Below are 12,339 nucleotides of genomic sequence, written 5' to 3' on the forward strand. Positions count from 1 at the left end.
GTAAATTAGCCCCACAAATCAGATTTGTGGGGCAGGGACTTATAAATATCTAACCCAGCGGACCACCGTGAGGGCTGCGTTGCCCGTACCGCCTCCACCCGGAGTGGATAGGGTTTGATCTGCTTTAAAACTGGCAGGCAAATTAGTTAGAATAATATTTGTACTATTTTGAATGGTGTTGCTGGTTTTGGAGCCTAAAGCCAAGGCTGTAATATAGCCGTGAATTTTGGTATCGCCCGTATTGCCGTATAAATTCCCGGCCCAAACACTGCCGTAAATATCAGAGCTATTGGCAAAGCTAATATCGCCGCCCTGGTAGGTATTATTTAATGTGCTGCCAGCCATCGTGGCAAAATTGCCAATGCCACCATCGATATCACTATTCCACTCTGTAGCAGAAGCACAAAACTGTGATGGAATTAATCCATAGCTTGTTTGATTGCAATAGCCCAGTGGTGAATAAATAGTCGAGCCAGATTTTCCTGAATAGCCTGCATAGTTAGGCGCATAAATGGTGGCTGATGCTGTGGTTTTAAGATCTAAAGTGGCGATAAAGCTGTTGTAATAAGTACCATTTTGTACTGCTAAATGGCCTTCAAACCAGGCAACTCCTGGTGCAATTCCTTTGCCATTGATGGTCCACAGTTTTTTTGCGCCATCATATGAAAAACAAGAATTAGAGCTTGAAAAGCCCTCACAAATTGTTTTACTTGAAGCCACGGCTGGGCTTGTGCATTGCGGTGCAGATACCGCGCCTGATACCGCCGTACAAAGATAGTCTTTTTTGTTATTGGCATAAGAGCCAATAAAGTAATCGCCTTCGGCTACGCCCGTTATTCGTTTGACCTTCACTTTCATGCGGCCATCGCTATCGGTATAAAAAGCGTAATTAGCCAGCTCTTTATAGGCATAGGCATCAAAGCTATCGTCGGGGGTGAGCGTAACGACGGGAACATTAACGATCAAATCGGGCACAACGCTGATCATGCGGGTATTAAACCAATCGCCGGGTTTGCTTACACCTAGCTTTACTTTATCAAATTTGGGCTTGCCCGTTGCACCTGTATAGCCTGCGGTCACGTCAAACTGGGGCAAGGTAGTGATTTCAAAGTGATCAACTATAGGGTTAAAGCTATATGCCGTTTGGTAGCCTGTTTCTAGCTTTGCACCCCCATTGGTGATATTCAGCGCGCCACCTGCTAACAGATCAAGTACTTCTGTTGAGTTGTCGATTTCGATATTGCCATTGGCGGCGGCGTGATTAATGATGCCGTTGTTATCCAGTAAGAGATTGCCGCGGGAGAGCAGGGCTTTGGAACTGGTGCTGCCCGTGAGTGTGATATTGCCATTGGCGTGCAGCAAGCCAAAGCTGCTGCCAGAGGTGATTGTAATATTGCCGGTAGAGCGGATAATGCCAACGCCTGTGATTGAATTACCACCAGTTTCTACATTGCCGTTGACGCGGATTTCCATATTATGGATGTCGCCTTCAAATAACTTGATGGCACCACCCAGCTTTAAATCACTATTAAACATCACCACCCCACGAGAGGGGCGCGATGGTAGCGTGGCAGGCGTCACTGCGATATTTGCGCTAAGCCTTGAGCTGGATGCAAGGCTTGTGCCAGTGCCCGCCATGCCCGTTACTACAAGGGTGAACTGAGCAGGATTCGCCCCTGCAGCGGCAGTTGCGCCAGTAAGCTGCAGTGTGATGTCATTAACCCCGTTTAAAGTCATATTTTGCGGTGCGCTTGCAACTACCGTTGCCAGCGTTTGCAACTGAGCCGCCGTCATTCTTTGAAAAACAGACTGGGCAATATCCAGCCCCTGCCAAGCCCGCATCTGTGCCTGTGTGGCGGCCAGCGAGGTGTTTTGCTGCTCTTGCATGCTTTTTACATAGAAATTAGAGCCTAAAACAGTTGCACCAAGGGCCATGCCCACAAAAATGAGGATCAGGACGGTGGCCATGCCTTTTTGCTGGTTTTTCATGGGGAAACCACTAGGTTTGATAAGCAGCTTTGCGAGCGAATGGCCTGCCCAGTTGCATTGTTTGATTGGATCGTAACGGTGGCTTTGCCTAGGCTGGCATAGCCAAACTGGCTGCATGTGCCCGCTGTATTACTCAGTACAAAATTAAAAGTACCAAGGCTTGCGAGTGGTTTGGCGGGGGGCCAGCTGGCAGTAGACCATTCGGTAAGGGCACTGCAGTTGATGGGGCCGAGCAGCATCAGGCCTTTATCAGGTGCAGCAAAAAGAGCCGAGCATTCAAAATTAGTGCCGAGATTGCGCAGCCAGACAAGGGCATTGGCCGTTTCGCCACTGGCTGCAGTCGTGCCGCTTAGCTTATTGGCTACAGAGAAAGCCGCGCCTTTAAGCGCAATGATATGGCTGCTTACGCTGGCATCAGTAATACCAAAGCCGGCGTCTTGCAGCAGAATGGGCGCGATGGTCATGGCGCTGCTTCTTTCGGCATCTTGCTTACTGATTTGAGTGGTATCGGTGGATATTTTTATGGAGTGGCGAAACAGGGTGAGCATAGCCACGGCCGTGATCAGCGAGATGGTGATGCCCACCATCATGCTGATTAAAGAAACACCACTTTGCGATTTAATTGAGCGATATAACACCATCGCCCCCAATCAGTGCTGCATTCGCTGAATCTTGTTTGGTGGTTAAGCTAGAGCCTGTAATGGGCGAATTGGGGGCCGCTGCTACATCAATGGTTTGGCCCGCTACTGTCGCTGTAAAGGCGCTGCGCTGGCACTGGGCGGCTAGTGCCACACTCTGATCTGCAACGGTAAGAGATGGGTTTGTTGCGGCGCATAAAGCGCTCAAGCCCTGAGTTTGCGCGGCTGAGCGCAGGGCAAACAGAGCCATGTTTTGTGCTGAGGTGTATTTTTGTGCCACTGCTGTTTTAGCCACTAAAAATGTCAGCCCAATCATAATAAAGCTGAGCAGCACAATCGAAACCAGCGCCTCAATCATTGCGTCGCCTTGTTGTTTATACAAGCTTGCCATCTACGTGATCGCCTTTTTTTGTAATGGTGTAAGTCAGGGCTCTTACGGCAAGACCTGTTCTATCGAGCTGGATGGTGGTGATGTCGTTGCTTTCGCTGTCGCTAATGCTGATCTCGGTGTTTTTTGCAAAAGAGGCCGACCAGGTGGCGGTGTTGGCAGTGCAGCTGCCACCGCCCACATTGCCAGCGCAGATAAAGACTTTTTGTCCGGTGATTTGTAAGCCTGCTGCCGTGCCGTTGGCGTTTCTGATAGCCAGCGCTTTGGCTTTGGAGTGCGCCATTTTTAAAACGCTTTCCGATTTTTGCAAATCACTGGAAACCAGCCAGGAAGACCCCAGCGAAACAGCGGCAAGGGTCAGCATAATAAAAATCACCATCGTGACCATCAGTTCGATCAGGCTAAAGCCCGCTTGTTTACCAAGTTGTGAATCCACAGCCGGCTCCTCTTGCTGTTCGGTCATTGGCAGAATTAAGCGTGAGTGTGCAGGTAAATTTTGTGCTGATGGCGGTGAGGGTGTAAGTGTTATTTGTCCAAGTCGCTTGGTAGGTAAAATCGGGGCGGGAAGGGGCCCAGCCTGTCACGAGCGCTTTTGTTGTGGCAGTGGTTTCTGTGGGGCTGTCTGTTGCAAAGGTGTAGGTTAACCGGCGCTGCAGTTGTTGCTCAAAAAAAAGAGAAAGTGAAACCAAATCACCCGCTGCAGATTTAGCCGCAGCCTGACGGATATATTGCTGATAACTGGGAATGGCAATTGAGGCCAAAATAGCAATAATCGCCACCACAATCATCATTTCTATCAGGGTAAAACCATTCTTTTTCATCATATTCCAAGGCGTAATAGCAGAGGCAGGGATTACCTGGCTATGCAGAAGTTGTTTGTATTTAATAAACAAACGCACTTTTAATTAAGAGGGTGATTTGAGGGCTTCTTTATTTTTTTTGATTTGATTTAAATTAGCGTTATAAATTTCAGTGGCTTGAGTTTCTGCCTGAATCTGACTTAATAAATTGGCACGGATATTGGGGCTCTTTTCTTCTGCGGCCCGTTTATAAAGCTTGGCTATTTTTTCACGGGATTCCGCGATGTTTTTTAAATTGCGCTGTTCCATATTATTTAATATGGTGAGCGCTTCATTGGGGGCGGGGGTAGGTGCAGATGCTTGAGCATTTGCCGCCGTGGCAGGTTTAACCATATGCAGTTTAGCGTTGGCAGGCATCGATACGGCGTCGCCAAATGTCACTCTGCCATTGGCGTCTTTTTGTATATACACAGCAGATGCAAAGGTTAAGGCGGATAAAAAGGCAGTGCCTAAAGCGAATAGTGCGCGGAGCATGATAAACAAGCCTTCAGCTAATTTAATAAATAAAGCGTTATCAGAGAGTGGCGGTTATTTTTGCCAGCATTGGGTCGGGGTGTTGGTGGTATTGCCATTGCTTACGCTCATCGTTAATGTAGCGCAGTCTTTGTCGTTGCTCTGTGATTTGATTGCGGTGGCTGTAATGACATAAGCAGCACCTGAAGTATTGCTCACTTTAATTTCATAAAAGCCACTGTCGCTGGTGACGACCTTGTTGCTGGCACTGAGCTTAAGCCCTGTGGCGCTCAGATCATCTGTGTAGCCCGTATTATTTGCCCGCCACTTTTCCTCAGCCTGCTGAATTTTAGACATCATTACCACTGCATCACTGCGGCGGCTTTTGCGCACGCTATCTTGATAGCTGGGCAAAGCGATGGCAGCAAGGATGCCGATAATGGCAACCACCACCATCATTTCAATGAGTGTAAATCCTTTGCTCATGAGGTTTTCACTTAGGGTGTTTTATTTACGTAAGGTAATATTAGTGGTATTGCTGGGACGGGGCAATCTATTTATGCTATATAAGCAAACTGTTATTTTGAAGATGGTTGTGGGTAAGTATCGTGGCAGAAGTTTGGTTTGTGTTGAGTGTTTTTTAACGTATGTACATGATTTTATTGATATAAATTTATTTATTCATTTGGTATTTTTTGTTTTTTCGAGATGTTTTAAACAAAAATAAGGCTAACTTTGCTGTTTTTTTGATGCGAAATGATTATGAAAATTTGCAAAGTGGTATTGCACAAAATCAAGTAAGCAAAAAAATCCCCAACACTGGGTGATGGGGATGTTGTAGAAGGACTGACTATTTAAGCGGGCTGAAGGGCGCTTATTCTTGTCCCATTTTTTGATGCGCGGCACGGCCAAGACGGTCATGTACCGCCAGCCATGCAGGTTCGTCAGGTGGCAGCACCAGCAAAATAGCGTCTAAGCCCTGCGTGTCTAAATCGCGCAGCGTGGCATAAATCATTTGTGCGTATTCATCGGCATGAGCAGGCATCAGAATATGAATCGCCGCATCATCTTGGGGTAAAGGCGCTTGAGTATGCAAAATAGCGAGCTTTTGTCCCGCTCTGGCCACGGCTGCGGCGGCCATTTGTTCTTGGTTGCCGGTTAATAAGGTGGTGCGCGGCGCATAGTGGGAATCCAATAAGCCGGATGCACGAATTTTGGCGCTGCTAGCGTTTTGCAGGTGTTCAATGGTATGCCCAAGCACGGTTTCAATCGCTGTCCGTGCTACGCCGCCAGGGCGAAGTAAGACAGGGCGTGGGCCGATCAGGCTGATAATCGTTGATTCAACGCCCACATCGCAAGCACCGCCATCCAAAATAAGCGACACGCTTTCTGTGCTGAATTCATCTCTGACATGCTGTGCGGTAGTGGGGCTGACATGACCGAACTGATTTGCGGAAGGGGCAGCAATGCCGCCGCCAAAGCGCTGTAATAATTCATGCGTGATTGGGTGATTAGGGGCGCGTAAGCCCACGCTTTCTTGCCCGCCAGTTACGGCATAAGAAACATGCGGTTGTTTTTTAAGAATCAGCGTGAGCGGGCCGGGCCAAAAAGCATCTGCCAGCTTCCAAGCGTCTTCGGGAATATCCATCGCCCAGTCGTTCAGTTGTGCTTTGCCTGCAATATGCACAATCACAGGGTGATCGTTGGGGCGGCCTTTGGCGGCAAATATTTTTGCTACAGCCAGAGGCTGGGCGGCATCAGCGGCTAAGCCGTAAACCGTTTCAGTGGGAATACCGACCAGCTCTCCCGCTTTGAGAAGGGCAAGTGCTTGATCCAGATCGCTAGTCATTTGATGCTTTCAGCAAAAAGAGCGAATTATACCTTGATGCCTTGCCAGCGCGAAGGGAGTCCTTGGGGGCGTGGCTCAGTGGCATTTTTAATTAGTGGGTCGAGAGTTTTTTCAACTTTGCTAAGTATTATCCCGAGTCATTTACTGCGTGATACCATCTTACCGACGCACCCTGCATTGATATGTCATGGTGGCCCCCTAGGGAAGTACCGCTAAAAAAACATCAGAGAGAAAGATATGCCTTTATTAGATAGCTTTACCGTTGATCACACCCGTATGCAGGCCCCTGCTGTGCGCGTTGCTAAAACCATGCTAACGCCTAGCAAAGACACCATTACTGTCTTTGATTTACGTTTTAGCGTGCCTAATCAAGAGATCCTTTCTGAGCGTGGCATTCATACGCTAGAGCATTTGTTTGCCGGTTTTATGCGTGACCATTTAAATGGGGATGGGGTAGAGATTATTGATATCTCGCCGATGGGCTGTCGTACTGGTTTTTATATGAGTCTGTGCGGAGCACCTAGCGAGGCAAGAGTGGCCGCAGCCTGGAAGCTGGCGATGGAGGACGTCTTGAAAGTGAAAGAGCAAAGCGAAATTCCTGAGCTGAACGAATATCAGTGCGGCACATTTGTAATGCACTCGCTGGAAGAGGCGCAAGGCATTGCCCAGAATGTAATCACGCGCGGGATTGGCGTGAATCGCAATGATGAGCTGGCTTTGTCAGAAGAGAAGTTACAATCGTTATAATGCGTATTTGAATAAAAAAGGCTGATTTTTGATCAGCCTTTTTTGTGCGCGCAATTAATGCGATAAATCACTGCCTGCGCTCATTTGCTGGTTTTTCATGACAAAAAGAAGCGGCGTTACGCAAAGCATGGCAAGGCCAAATAACATAAATAAATGCGCGAAAGAAAGCATTTGTGCTTGTTTGGCAATTTGCTGGGCAAGCAGGGCCTGTGCTTTTAGTGGGGCCAGTGTTTCTGGTGTGCCCATCATGATTAGTTTGTTTTTTAAGCCAGCAAGGCGCTCTATGGTTTGGGCGCTATTGGCAATCACATGCTCATTAAGTGCCGCACGTTTGGCGTCTCCTAATTGTGCTAATAAAGTCGCTGATACCGCGATACCTACGCTGCCACCTAATTGACGGGTTAAATTATATAAACCCGCTGCATTTGGAATTTGTTGTGGCAAGATATTTGCCATGGTTAATGTATTTAATGGCATAAAAATCATTCCCAAACCCATGCCGCGAATAATCATCGGCCAAAGAAAATCACTCATTCCCGAGTCGGTCGTAAAGTGATAATGCTGCCACATACCATACATAAAGAGCAGCGCCCCTGCGGCAATGAGTGCACGGGCAGAAACACCACGGGCGACTAATTTAGCTGATATTGGCATCATCATGCCCGATGCAACTGCTGAAGGTAAAATCATTAAACCCGTTTGCCATGCGGTATAGCCCATTAAGCTTTGCACATAAACAGGGAAAATAAATACCGTAGAAAACAGCGATGCACCCAGTAAAAAAGTCATCACTAGCCCGGCAGAAAACTGTGGGTCCCGGCAAATTGCTAAATCGACAATCGGGTATTTAATTTCTAATTGGCGAGTAATAAATAAGCTTAGTGAAAAGAAACTAAGCAGGGCATAAGAGACGATTTCATAAGAGTGAAACCATTCTAGCCGCTCGCCACGCTCCAGCATTAATTGCAATGCAGCGATGCCTGTGGCCATTAAAATAAGTCCTAAATAATCAATTTTTTTAATCGCTTGCTGATGCTTTGAATCAGGCATGTAAATTAGCGTTAAAAGCAGCGCAATCCCGCCCAAGGGTAAATTAATATAGAAAATCCATGGCCATGAATATTGGTCGGTGAGCCAGCCACCCAAGGTGGGGCCTAGCATTGGGCCGGTCATAATCCCCATGCCAAAAATAGCCATGGCGGTGCCCATTTCCTTGCTAGGAAATGTTTCAAATAAAGTGGATTGTGCCGTGGCAATCAGCCCGCCACCGCCTAAGCCCTGCACAATACGCCAGAAAACCAAGCCACCCAAGGTGGTCGCATTGCCGCAGGCAAAGGATGAAAAAATAAACAGGGCAAGCGATAAAATAAAGTAATTTCTACGCCCAAATAATTGCGATAAAAAGCCAGAAATAGGCAAAACAATCACATTGGCAACCACATAGCCAATTGATACCCAGGTGATTTCATCGAGCGTTGCGCCAAGTGTGCCCATCATATGCGGCACGGCAACGTTCACAATGCTGGTGTCCAGTAGCTCTAACACGCAGGCTAATGTCACGGTTATGGCAATAATATAGCGATTTGCATAAACGCTTTCTTGCGTATCAGAGCGGGATAAACCCGGTAAAATGGCTTTCATATCGCCTCTTGCTTGTGTATAGGGTCGGGTGAATCCCGCTGTGATCAGCGTGGCCCGTAAATTAAGGCGTATTGATCACGACATTAACCGATAAGCCCGGGCGTAGTTGATTGCCTTTGGGTAATTCATCTAAAACGATTTTTACCGGCACACGTTGCACTACTTTAGTGAAATTGCCAGTTGAATTATCAGCAGGCAGCAGGGTGAAACGTGCACCGGTTGCTGGGCTAAATGAATCCACTTTGCCTTTGAGCTTTAAATCAGGAAAAGCATCGACTTCAATTTCGGCGCTTTGGCCTAATTTAATTTGTTTTAATTCTGTTTCTTTTAAATTGGCAATCACCCATATCTTATCGGTGGGAACCAAATACATTAATGTTTGACCTGCCTGAATCATTTGGCCAGGCTCTACTGCTTTTTTGCTGATTACGCCTGAAGCGGGTGCATAAACTTGTGTATCAATGAGCTGATTACGTGCAAATTGTAAGGTGGCTTCCGCTGCCAGCGCTTTAGCCTGCGCCGATTTAAGCCCTGCTGATGAAACAACCACTTGCTGATCGGCCGCATTAGCACTTTCTTTGGAAGTGCGTAGTGCTGATTCAAGCGCGCTGACACGGGCATCAGCAGCCTTTACTAAGGTATCTGCGCTATCTAATGCCGCTTGGCTGAGCATTTTTTGTGCGGCAAGCTCTTTGCTGCGGGCTAAATCCTTACGTGCTTTGGCTGCATTGGCGCGTGCTTCGGTAATTTGTGCTTCAGCCGTGTGTGATTGTGCTGTGGCTGCTGCTGCGTTGGCGCTTGCTGCACCAATGCGGGCAAGGGCTTCGCCGGGTTGTTTGTCGTGGCCAGCGGCAGATAAGGCCTGACGATAGTCTGCATCTGCTTGCGCTACTTTGACTTGATAATCGCGAGGATCAAGCTCAATCAATAAAGATTTTTGTGCAACCAGCTGATTATCATTGACCGGCACGGCTTTGACATAACCGCTCACACGGGCAGCAATTGGCACAATATGGCCTTCAAATTGCGCATTATCACTGCTGATATGGTGATTGCCCCACCACCAGCGATAGCCTAGAAAGCCAAGTACAATCAGTAACATAATCGCAAGAATGCTGCGTGCAGGTGAGGCAGATTGAGTGCTCATAGCGTGTGCTCCGGGGCGATGGCAATGCCATACAAAACGATATCGAGATGAAATTGAGCCAGTTGGTTTAGATCGTAAGTAATAGGATCTTGGCTTGCATAGGTGTGCCGCCAGATGCTGGTCAGCAAAATAGGAGAGAATAGTATTCTGGCAAGCATATCCGGGTCAGTTTGGCGAAACTCACCGCTATCTACACCTGCTTTAATCAGCAGCATCAGCAGTGAGCGCGAGCGCTTGATAACGGTTTCTATATAAAAATCGGTGAGTTCGGGGAAATTGCCTGCTTCAGAAATCATGAGTTTGGAGATACTACCCTTACATTCATTCAGTGCAGTAGCCCAGCTGTGAATGGCTGTACGTAAGCGAATTGTTGCCGATTCAGTGCTTTTAAGCGCCAGCTCTTCGATCCTATCCAGATTGGGGTGGATTGTTTCGCTGATGGCCGCCTTAAACAGCGCTTCCTTGCTAGGAAAATAGAGATACAGCGTGCCCTTAGTGACGCCTGCTGCACGGGCAACATCATCGAGTTTGGTTGCCGCATAGCCTTTTTGATGGAATAAAATCAGCGCGGCTTCAATGATTTCACCGGGGCGTGCTTCTTTGCGCCTTTGACGTGGGCCAGCGATGTCGGACATGATGCTCTCTATTTAATAACTAACTGGTCAGTCATTAAATAGACAGAGATAGGCCTTGTCAATAATCGGGTGGGCGCTTCGATCTGAATTTTGAAGGGATTTGGGAGGAAATTGACGATTATTTCGGTTTTGTGCCAGAAAATTACGTCGACAAGGAGGGATTTTAATACTTTGAAAGGGGAGTCTGGCAGACGAGTGCCTGCCAGATTTTTCTAGGGCATTACCAAGCGCAGATTAGAAGCGCTCAGGTAGTTTTTGCAACAAGATGATGCGCTTGTTTTCCAGGCGGATATAACCACCGAAAACCAGCTCTTTCAGAATACGCGCAATCATTTCGCGTGAAGAGCCTACGCGATCAGCAATCGCTTGCTGGGTGAGCGGCTCGGAAATCATTTCTTGCCCGTCAGCTTCGGTCAGCATGCCTTCAAACAAGGCGCGCACACGACCATAAACATCCAGTAAAGCGAGGTTTTTCATGGTGAGCGAAAGGCGGCGAACCATGCGCGCTAAGTTCATGATGAGCTGATCTTTGGCATTAGGCAGCGAGCCCAATGCTTCGCGGAAGTCTTGTTTGGAGAACATCAGGAAAGATGAATCGTCCTCGGTTTGGGTAGACCAAGACCGTGGCTCGTCATCAATCAGGGAAACTTCGCCAAATACATCGCCTGGCTCGCCAATCATAAAGACGAATTCTTTGCCTTGATTGTCGCTGGTAAACGAGCGTGTGCGTCCTTCCATTAGGATATACATGGATTCGCCAGGGTCGCCTTCGCGGAATAAGAAGGTACCTTTAGGCAGGTGGCGTTTTACTGCGGCATTTAAGACAATGTCTAAATCTTCATCGGCAAAATCCTGGAAAATGGCAGATTGCGATAAAAAGTTTTTAAGTAAATGATGGTCCATGAGTGTTATATCTCCGTGGCTCAGTGCCTATTTCTGGCAATATTGGGTGTTAAAAATGTTCGGGTAATTTTTGTAATAATTCAATTCGGCGATTTTCAATGCGAATATAGTTGCCAAATACCAGCTCACGCATTAATTTTGCGATCATTTCTCTGGATGAGCCAACACGGTCGGCGATCGCTTGTTGGGACAAAGCATCTTCAATATAGCGACGACCATTCACTTCAACGGCTAAACCTTCAAGCAGCAGGCGCATACGGCCATATACATCCTTTAGTGCTAATGATTTCACCATATTGGCTAAATAACGATTGTAACGAATCATATTACGCAGCAAGTTATTGTTGAGTAATGGTGTTTTTTCAAGCAGCTCCAGGAAAGAAGTTTTGCTAATGCTCAGTAATTGGCAGTCTTCTGCCGCATCAATCGAGAGTGATCTTGGCTCTTCATCAATTAAGGCCATTTCACCAAAACTGGTGCCGGCTGTTGCAACATAGAAAACAAATTCCTTACCAGTATCCGCACTAGAGAAACAGCGTAATCGCCCTTCGATTAGTACATACATCGATTCTGCAATATCGCCTTCAGCAAACAATAAAGAGCCTTTGCTGAGCGTGCGCCGGTTAGATATTTTCTCGATAGCTGCCAGAATGCTATCGTCTAAATCAGTAAATAACGGCACGGAAGCGAGTAATTGGTAAAGGGCGGTATTCTTAGTCATTAGTGTTCTGCTTTATCGGCTTCTGCGGGCTTTTCTTCGGATGCATCATTTTTCTCTACTTTTTTTACAGCAACAGGAGGAGGTGGTTCATCTTCTGGCGGAGAAATCACCTCAATCTTTTTTTGTTGCATATACTCGTTCATTTCTTTCCAGCCTGCGAAAATATCAGCCTTGGGAATTCTGGTGTTACGGCGATAGCAATCTTCAAGTGCTCGTCCACTATGGCGGCAAGCCGCGCCAATTGCTTTGCCATTGGCTTGCTGCTTGTTGACCACTTCCATGACTTTATCGCAGCCAGTTAGTGTGATTAATCCAAATAGCATAATAATAAGACGACGCATTTGCAGAGCCAGTATGTCAATAGTATT

At 47.2% G+C, this 12,339-nt stretch carries 15 protein-coding genes; 1 reads left to right on the top strand and 14 read right to left on the bottom strand.

The genetic code is table 11. From position 1 onward, the window contains the following. Window positions 1–39: 39 nt before the first annotated feature. The 8 genes from VN23_RS02980 to VN23_RS03015 all read right to left on the bottom strand — a co-directional run bounded on the left by VN23_RS02980 (window position 40) and on the right by VN23_RS03015 (window position 6,177). Window positions 40–1,989 carry a hypothetical protein gene (locus VN23_RS02980; RefSeq protein ID WP_046353286.1) on the bottom strand — a complete coding sequence of 650 codons (1,950 nt, stop codon included), beginning with the start codon at window positions 1,987–1,989 and terminating at the stop codon, window positions 40–42. Next, window positions 1,986–2,630, bottom strand: coding sequence for a PilW family protein (locus VN23_RS02985; RefSeq protein WP_046353285.1), 645 nt, complete (start codon window positions 2,628–2,630; stop codon window positions 1,986–1,988). The genes VN23_RS02980 and VN23_RS02985 overlap by 4 nt, the downstream gene beginning before the upstream one ends. Then, window positions 2,608–3,018 (bottom strand): type IV pilus modification PilV family protein, encoded by a 411-nt coding sequence (locus VN23_RS02990; RefSeq protein ID WP_046353284.1) that lies wholly within the window; start codon window positions 3,016–3,018, stop codon window positions 2,608–2,610. The genes VN23_RS02985 and VN23_RS02990 overlap by 23 nt, the downstream gene beginning before the upstream one ends. Further along, window positions 3,002–3,451, bottom strand: coding sequence for a pilus assembly FimT family protein (locus VN23_RS02995; protein WP_046353283.1), 450 nt, complete (start codon window positions 3,449–3,451; stop codon window positions 3,002–3,004). The genes VN23_RS02990 and VN23_RS02995 overlap by 17 nt, the downstream gene beginning before the upstream one ends. Next, window positions 3,432–3,839: a type IV pilin protein gene (locus tag VN23_RS03000; protein ID WP_082752889.1), complete on the bottom strand. Its 408-nt coding sequence runs from the start codon at window positions 3,837–3,839 to the stop codon at window positions 3,432–3,434. Before VN23_RS03000 ends, VN23_RS02995 begins: the two co-directional genes overlap by 20 nt. Window positions 3,840–3,920: 81 nt before the next feature. Beyond that, window positions 3,921–4,349 carry a DUF4124 domain-containing protein gene (locus tag VN23_RS03005; protein WP_046353281.1) on the bottom strand — a complete coding sequence of 143 codons (429 nt, stop codon included), beginning with the start codon at window positions 4,347–4,349 and terminating at the stop codon, window positions 3,921–3,923. A gap of 54 nt (window positions 4,350–4,403) precedes the next feature. After that, window positions 4,404–4,814: a type IV pilin protein gene (locus VN23_RS03010; RefSeq protein WP_046353280.1), complete on the bottom strand. Its 411-nt coding sequence runs from the start codon at window positions 4,812–4,814 to the stop codon at window positions 4,404–4,406. 388 nt (window positions 4,815–5,202) lie between these two features. Continuing rightward, entirely contained in the window at window positions 5,203–6,177 is a 975-nt protein-coding gene (locus tag VN23_RS03015) for an L-threonylcarbamoyladenylate synthase (RefSeq protein ID WP_046353279.1), read from the bottom strand. Window positions 6,178–6,414: 237 nt separating this feature from the next. On the opposite strand from VN23_RS03015, the gene luxS reads away from it, so the two are divergent. After that, window positions 6,415–6,924, top strand: a complete 510-nt coding sequence (luxS, locus tag VN23_RS03020; protein WP_046353278.1) for an S-ribosylhomocysteine lyase — start codon at window positions 6,415–6,417, stop codon at window positions 6,922–6,924. 54 nt (window positions 6,925–6,978) lie between these two features. Here the strand turns inward: luxS and VN23_RS03025 are convergent, their stop codons facing one another. From VN23_RS03025 to VN23_RS03050, 6 genes are all read right to left on the bottom strand, one after another. Then, window positions 6,979–8,565, bottom strand: a complete 1,587-nt coding sequence (locus VN23_RS03025; protein WP_046353277.1) for a DHA2 family efflux MFS transporter permease subunit — start codon at window positions 8,563–8,565, stop codon at window positions 6,979–6,981. Between the two features lie 61 nt (window positions 8,566–8,626). Further along, the gene (locus VN23_RS03030) at window positions 8,627–9,712 is read right to left on the bottom strand and encodes an HlyD family secretion protein (protein WP_046353276.1); all 1,086 of its coding nucleotides are present in this window, start codon (window positions 9,710–9,712) and stop codon (window positions 8,627–8,629) included. Continuing rightward, complete coding sequence (locus VN23_RS03035; protein WP_046353275.1) at window positions 9,709–10,347, bottom strand: TetR/AcrR family transcriptional regulator; 639 nt, start codon at window positions 10,345–10,347, stop codon at window positions 9,709–9,711. Before VN23_RS03035 ends, VN23_RS03030 begins: the two co-directional genes overlap by 4 nt. A gap of 234 nt (window positions 10,348–10,581) precedes the next feature. Continuing rightward, window positions 10,582–11,250 carry a Crp/Fnr family transcriptional regulator gene (locus VN23_RS03040; RefSeq protein ID WP_046353274.1) on the bottom strand — a complete coding sequence of 223 codons (669 nt, stop codon included), beginning with the start codon at window positions 11,248–11,250 and terminating at the stop codon, window positions 10,582–10,584. A 49-nt stretch (window positions 11,251–11,299) separates the two neighbouring features. After that, complete coding sequence (locus tag VN23_RS03045) at window positions 11,300–11,971, bottom strand: Crp/Fnr family transcriptional regulator (protein ID WP_046353273.1); 672 nt, start codon at window positions 11,969–11,971, stop codon at window positions 11,300–11,302. Continuing rightward, window positions 11,971–12,312: a hypothetical protein gene (locus VN23_RS03050; protein ID WP_046353272.1), complete on the bottom strand. Its 342-nt coding sequence runs from the start codon at window positions 12,310–12,312 to the stop codon at window positions 11,971–11,973. The genes VN23_RS03045 and VN23_RS03050 overlap by 1 nt, the downstream gene beginning before the upstream one ends. Window positions 12,313–12,339 lie beyond the last annotated feature (27 nt).

This window comes from Janthinobacterium sp. B9-8 (assembly GCF_000969645.2).
Classification (GTDB): Bacteria; Pseudomonadota; Gammaproteobacteria; order Burkholderiales; family Chitinibacteraceae; genus Iodobacter.

Excerpts from the sequence above, each read along its gene's own strand:
- VN23_RS02980 (WP_046353286.1), bottom strand. The coding sequence starts at position 1,989 with ATGAAAAACCAGCAAAAAGGCATGGCCACCGTCCTGATCCTCATTTTT.
- VN23_RS02985 (WP_046353285.1), bottom strand. The coding sequence starts at position 2,630 with ATGGTGTTATATCGCTCAATTAAATCGCAAAGTGGTGTTTCTTTAATC.
- VN23_RS02990 (WP_046353284.1), bottom strand. The coding sequence starts at position 3,018 with ATGGCAAGCTTGTATAAACAACAAGGCGACGCAATGATTGAGGCGCTG.
- VN23_RS03000 (WP_082752889.1), bottom strand. The coding sequence starts at position 3,839 with ATGATGAAAAAGAATGGTTTTACCCTGATAGAAATGATGATTGTGGTG.
- VN23_RS03005 (WP_046353281.1), bottom strand. The coding sequence starts at position 4,349 with ATGCTCCGCGCACTATTCGCTTTAGGCACTGCCTTTTTATCCGCCTTA.
- VN23_RS03010 (WP_046353280.1), bottom strand. The coding sequence starts at position 4,814 with ATGAGCAAAGGATTTACACTCATTGAAATGATGGTGGTGGTTGCCATT.
- VN23_RS03015 (WP_046353279.1), bottom strand. The coding sequence starts at position 6,177 with ATGACTAGCGATCTGGATCAAGCACTTGCCCTTCTCAAAGCGGGAGAG.
- luxS (WP_046353278.1), top strand. The coding sequence starts at position 6,415 with ATGCCTTTATTAGATAGCTTTACCGTTGATCACACCCGTATGCAGGCC.
- VN23_RS03025 (WP_046353277.1), bottom strand. The coding sequence starts at position 8,565 with ATGAAAGCCATTTTACCGGGTTTATCCCGCTCTGATACGCAAGAAAGC.
- VN23_RS03030 (WP_046353276.1), bottom strand. The coding sequence starts at position 9,712 with ATGAGCACTCAATCTGCCTCACCTGCACGCAGCATTCTTGCGATTATG.
- VN23_RS03035 (WP_046353275.1), bottom strand. The coding sequence starts at position 10,347 with ATGTCCGACATCGCTGGCCCACGTCAAAGGCGCAAAGAAGCACGCCCC.
- VN23_RS03040 (WP_046353274.1), bottom strand. The coding sequence starts at position 11,250 with ATGGACCATCATTTACTTAAAAACTTTTTATCGCAATCTGCCATTTTC.
- VN23_RS03045 (WP_046353273.1), bottom strand. The coding sequence starts at position 11,971 with ATGACTAAGAATACCGCCCTTTACCAATTACTCGCTTCCGTGCCGTTA.
- VN23_RS03050 (WP_046353272.1), bottom strand. The coding sequence starts at position 12,312 with ATGCGTCGTCTTATTATTATGCTATTTGGATTAATCACACTAACTGGC.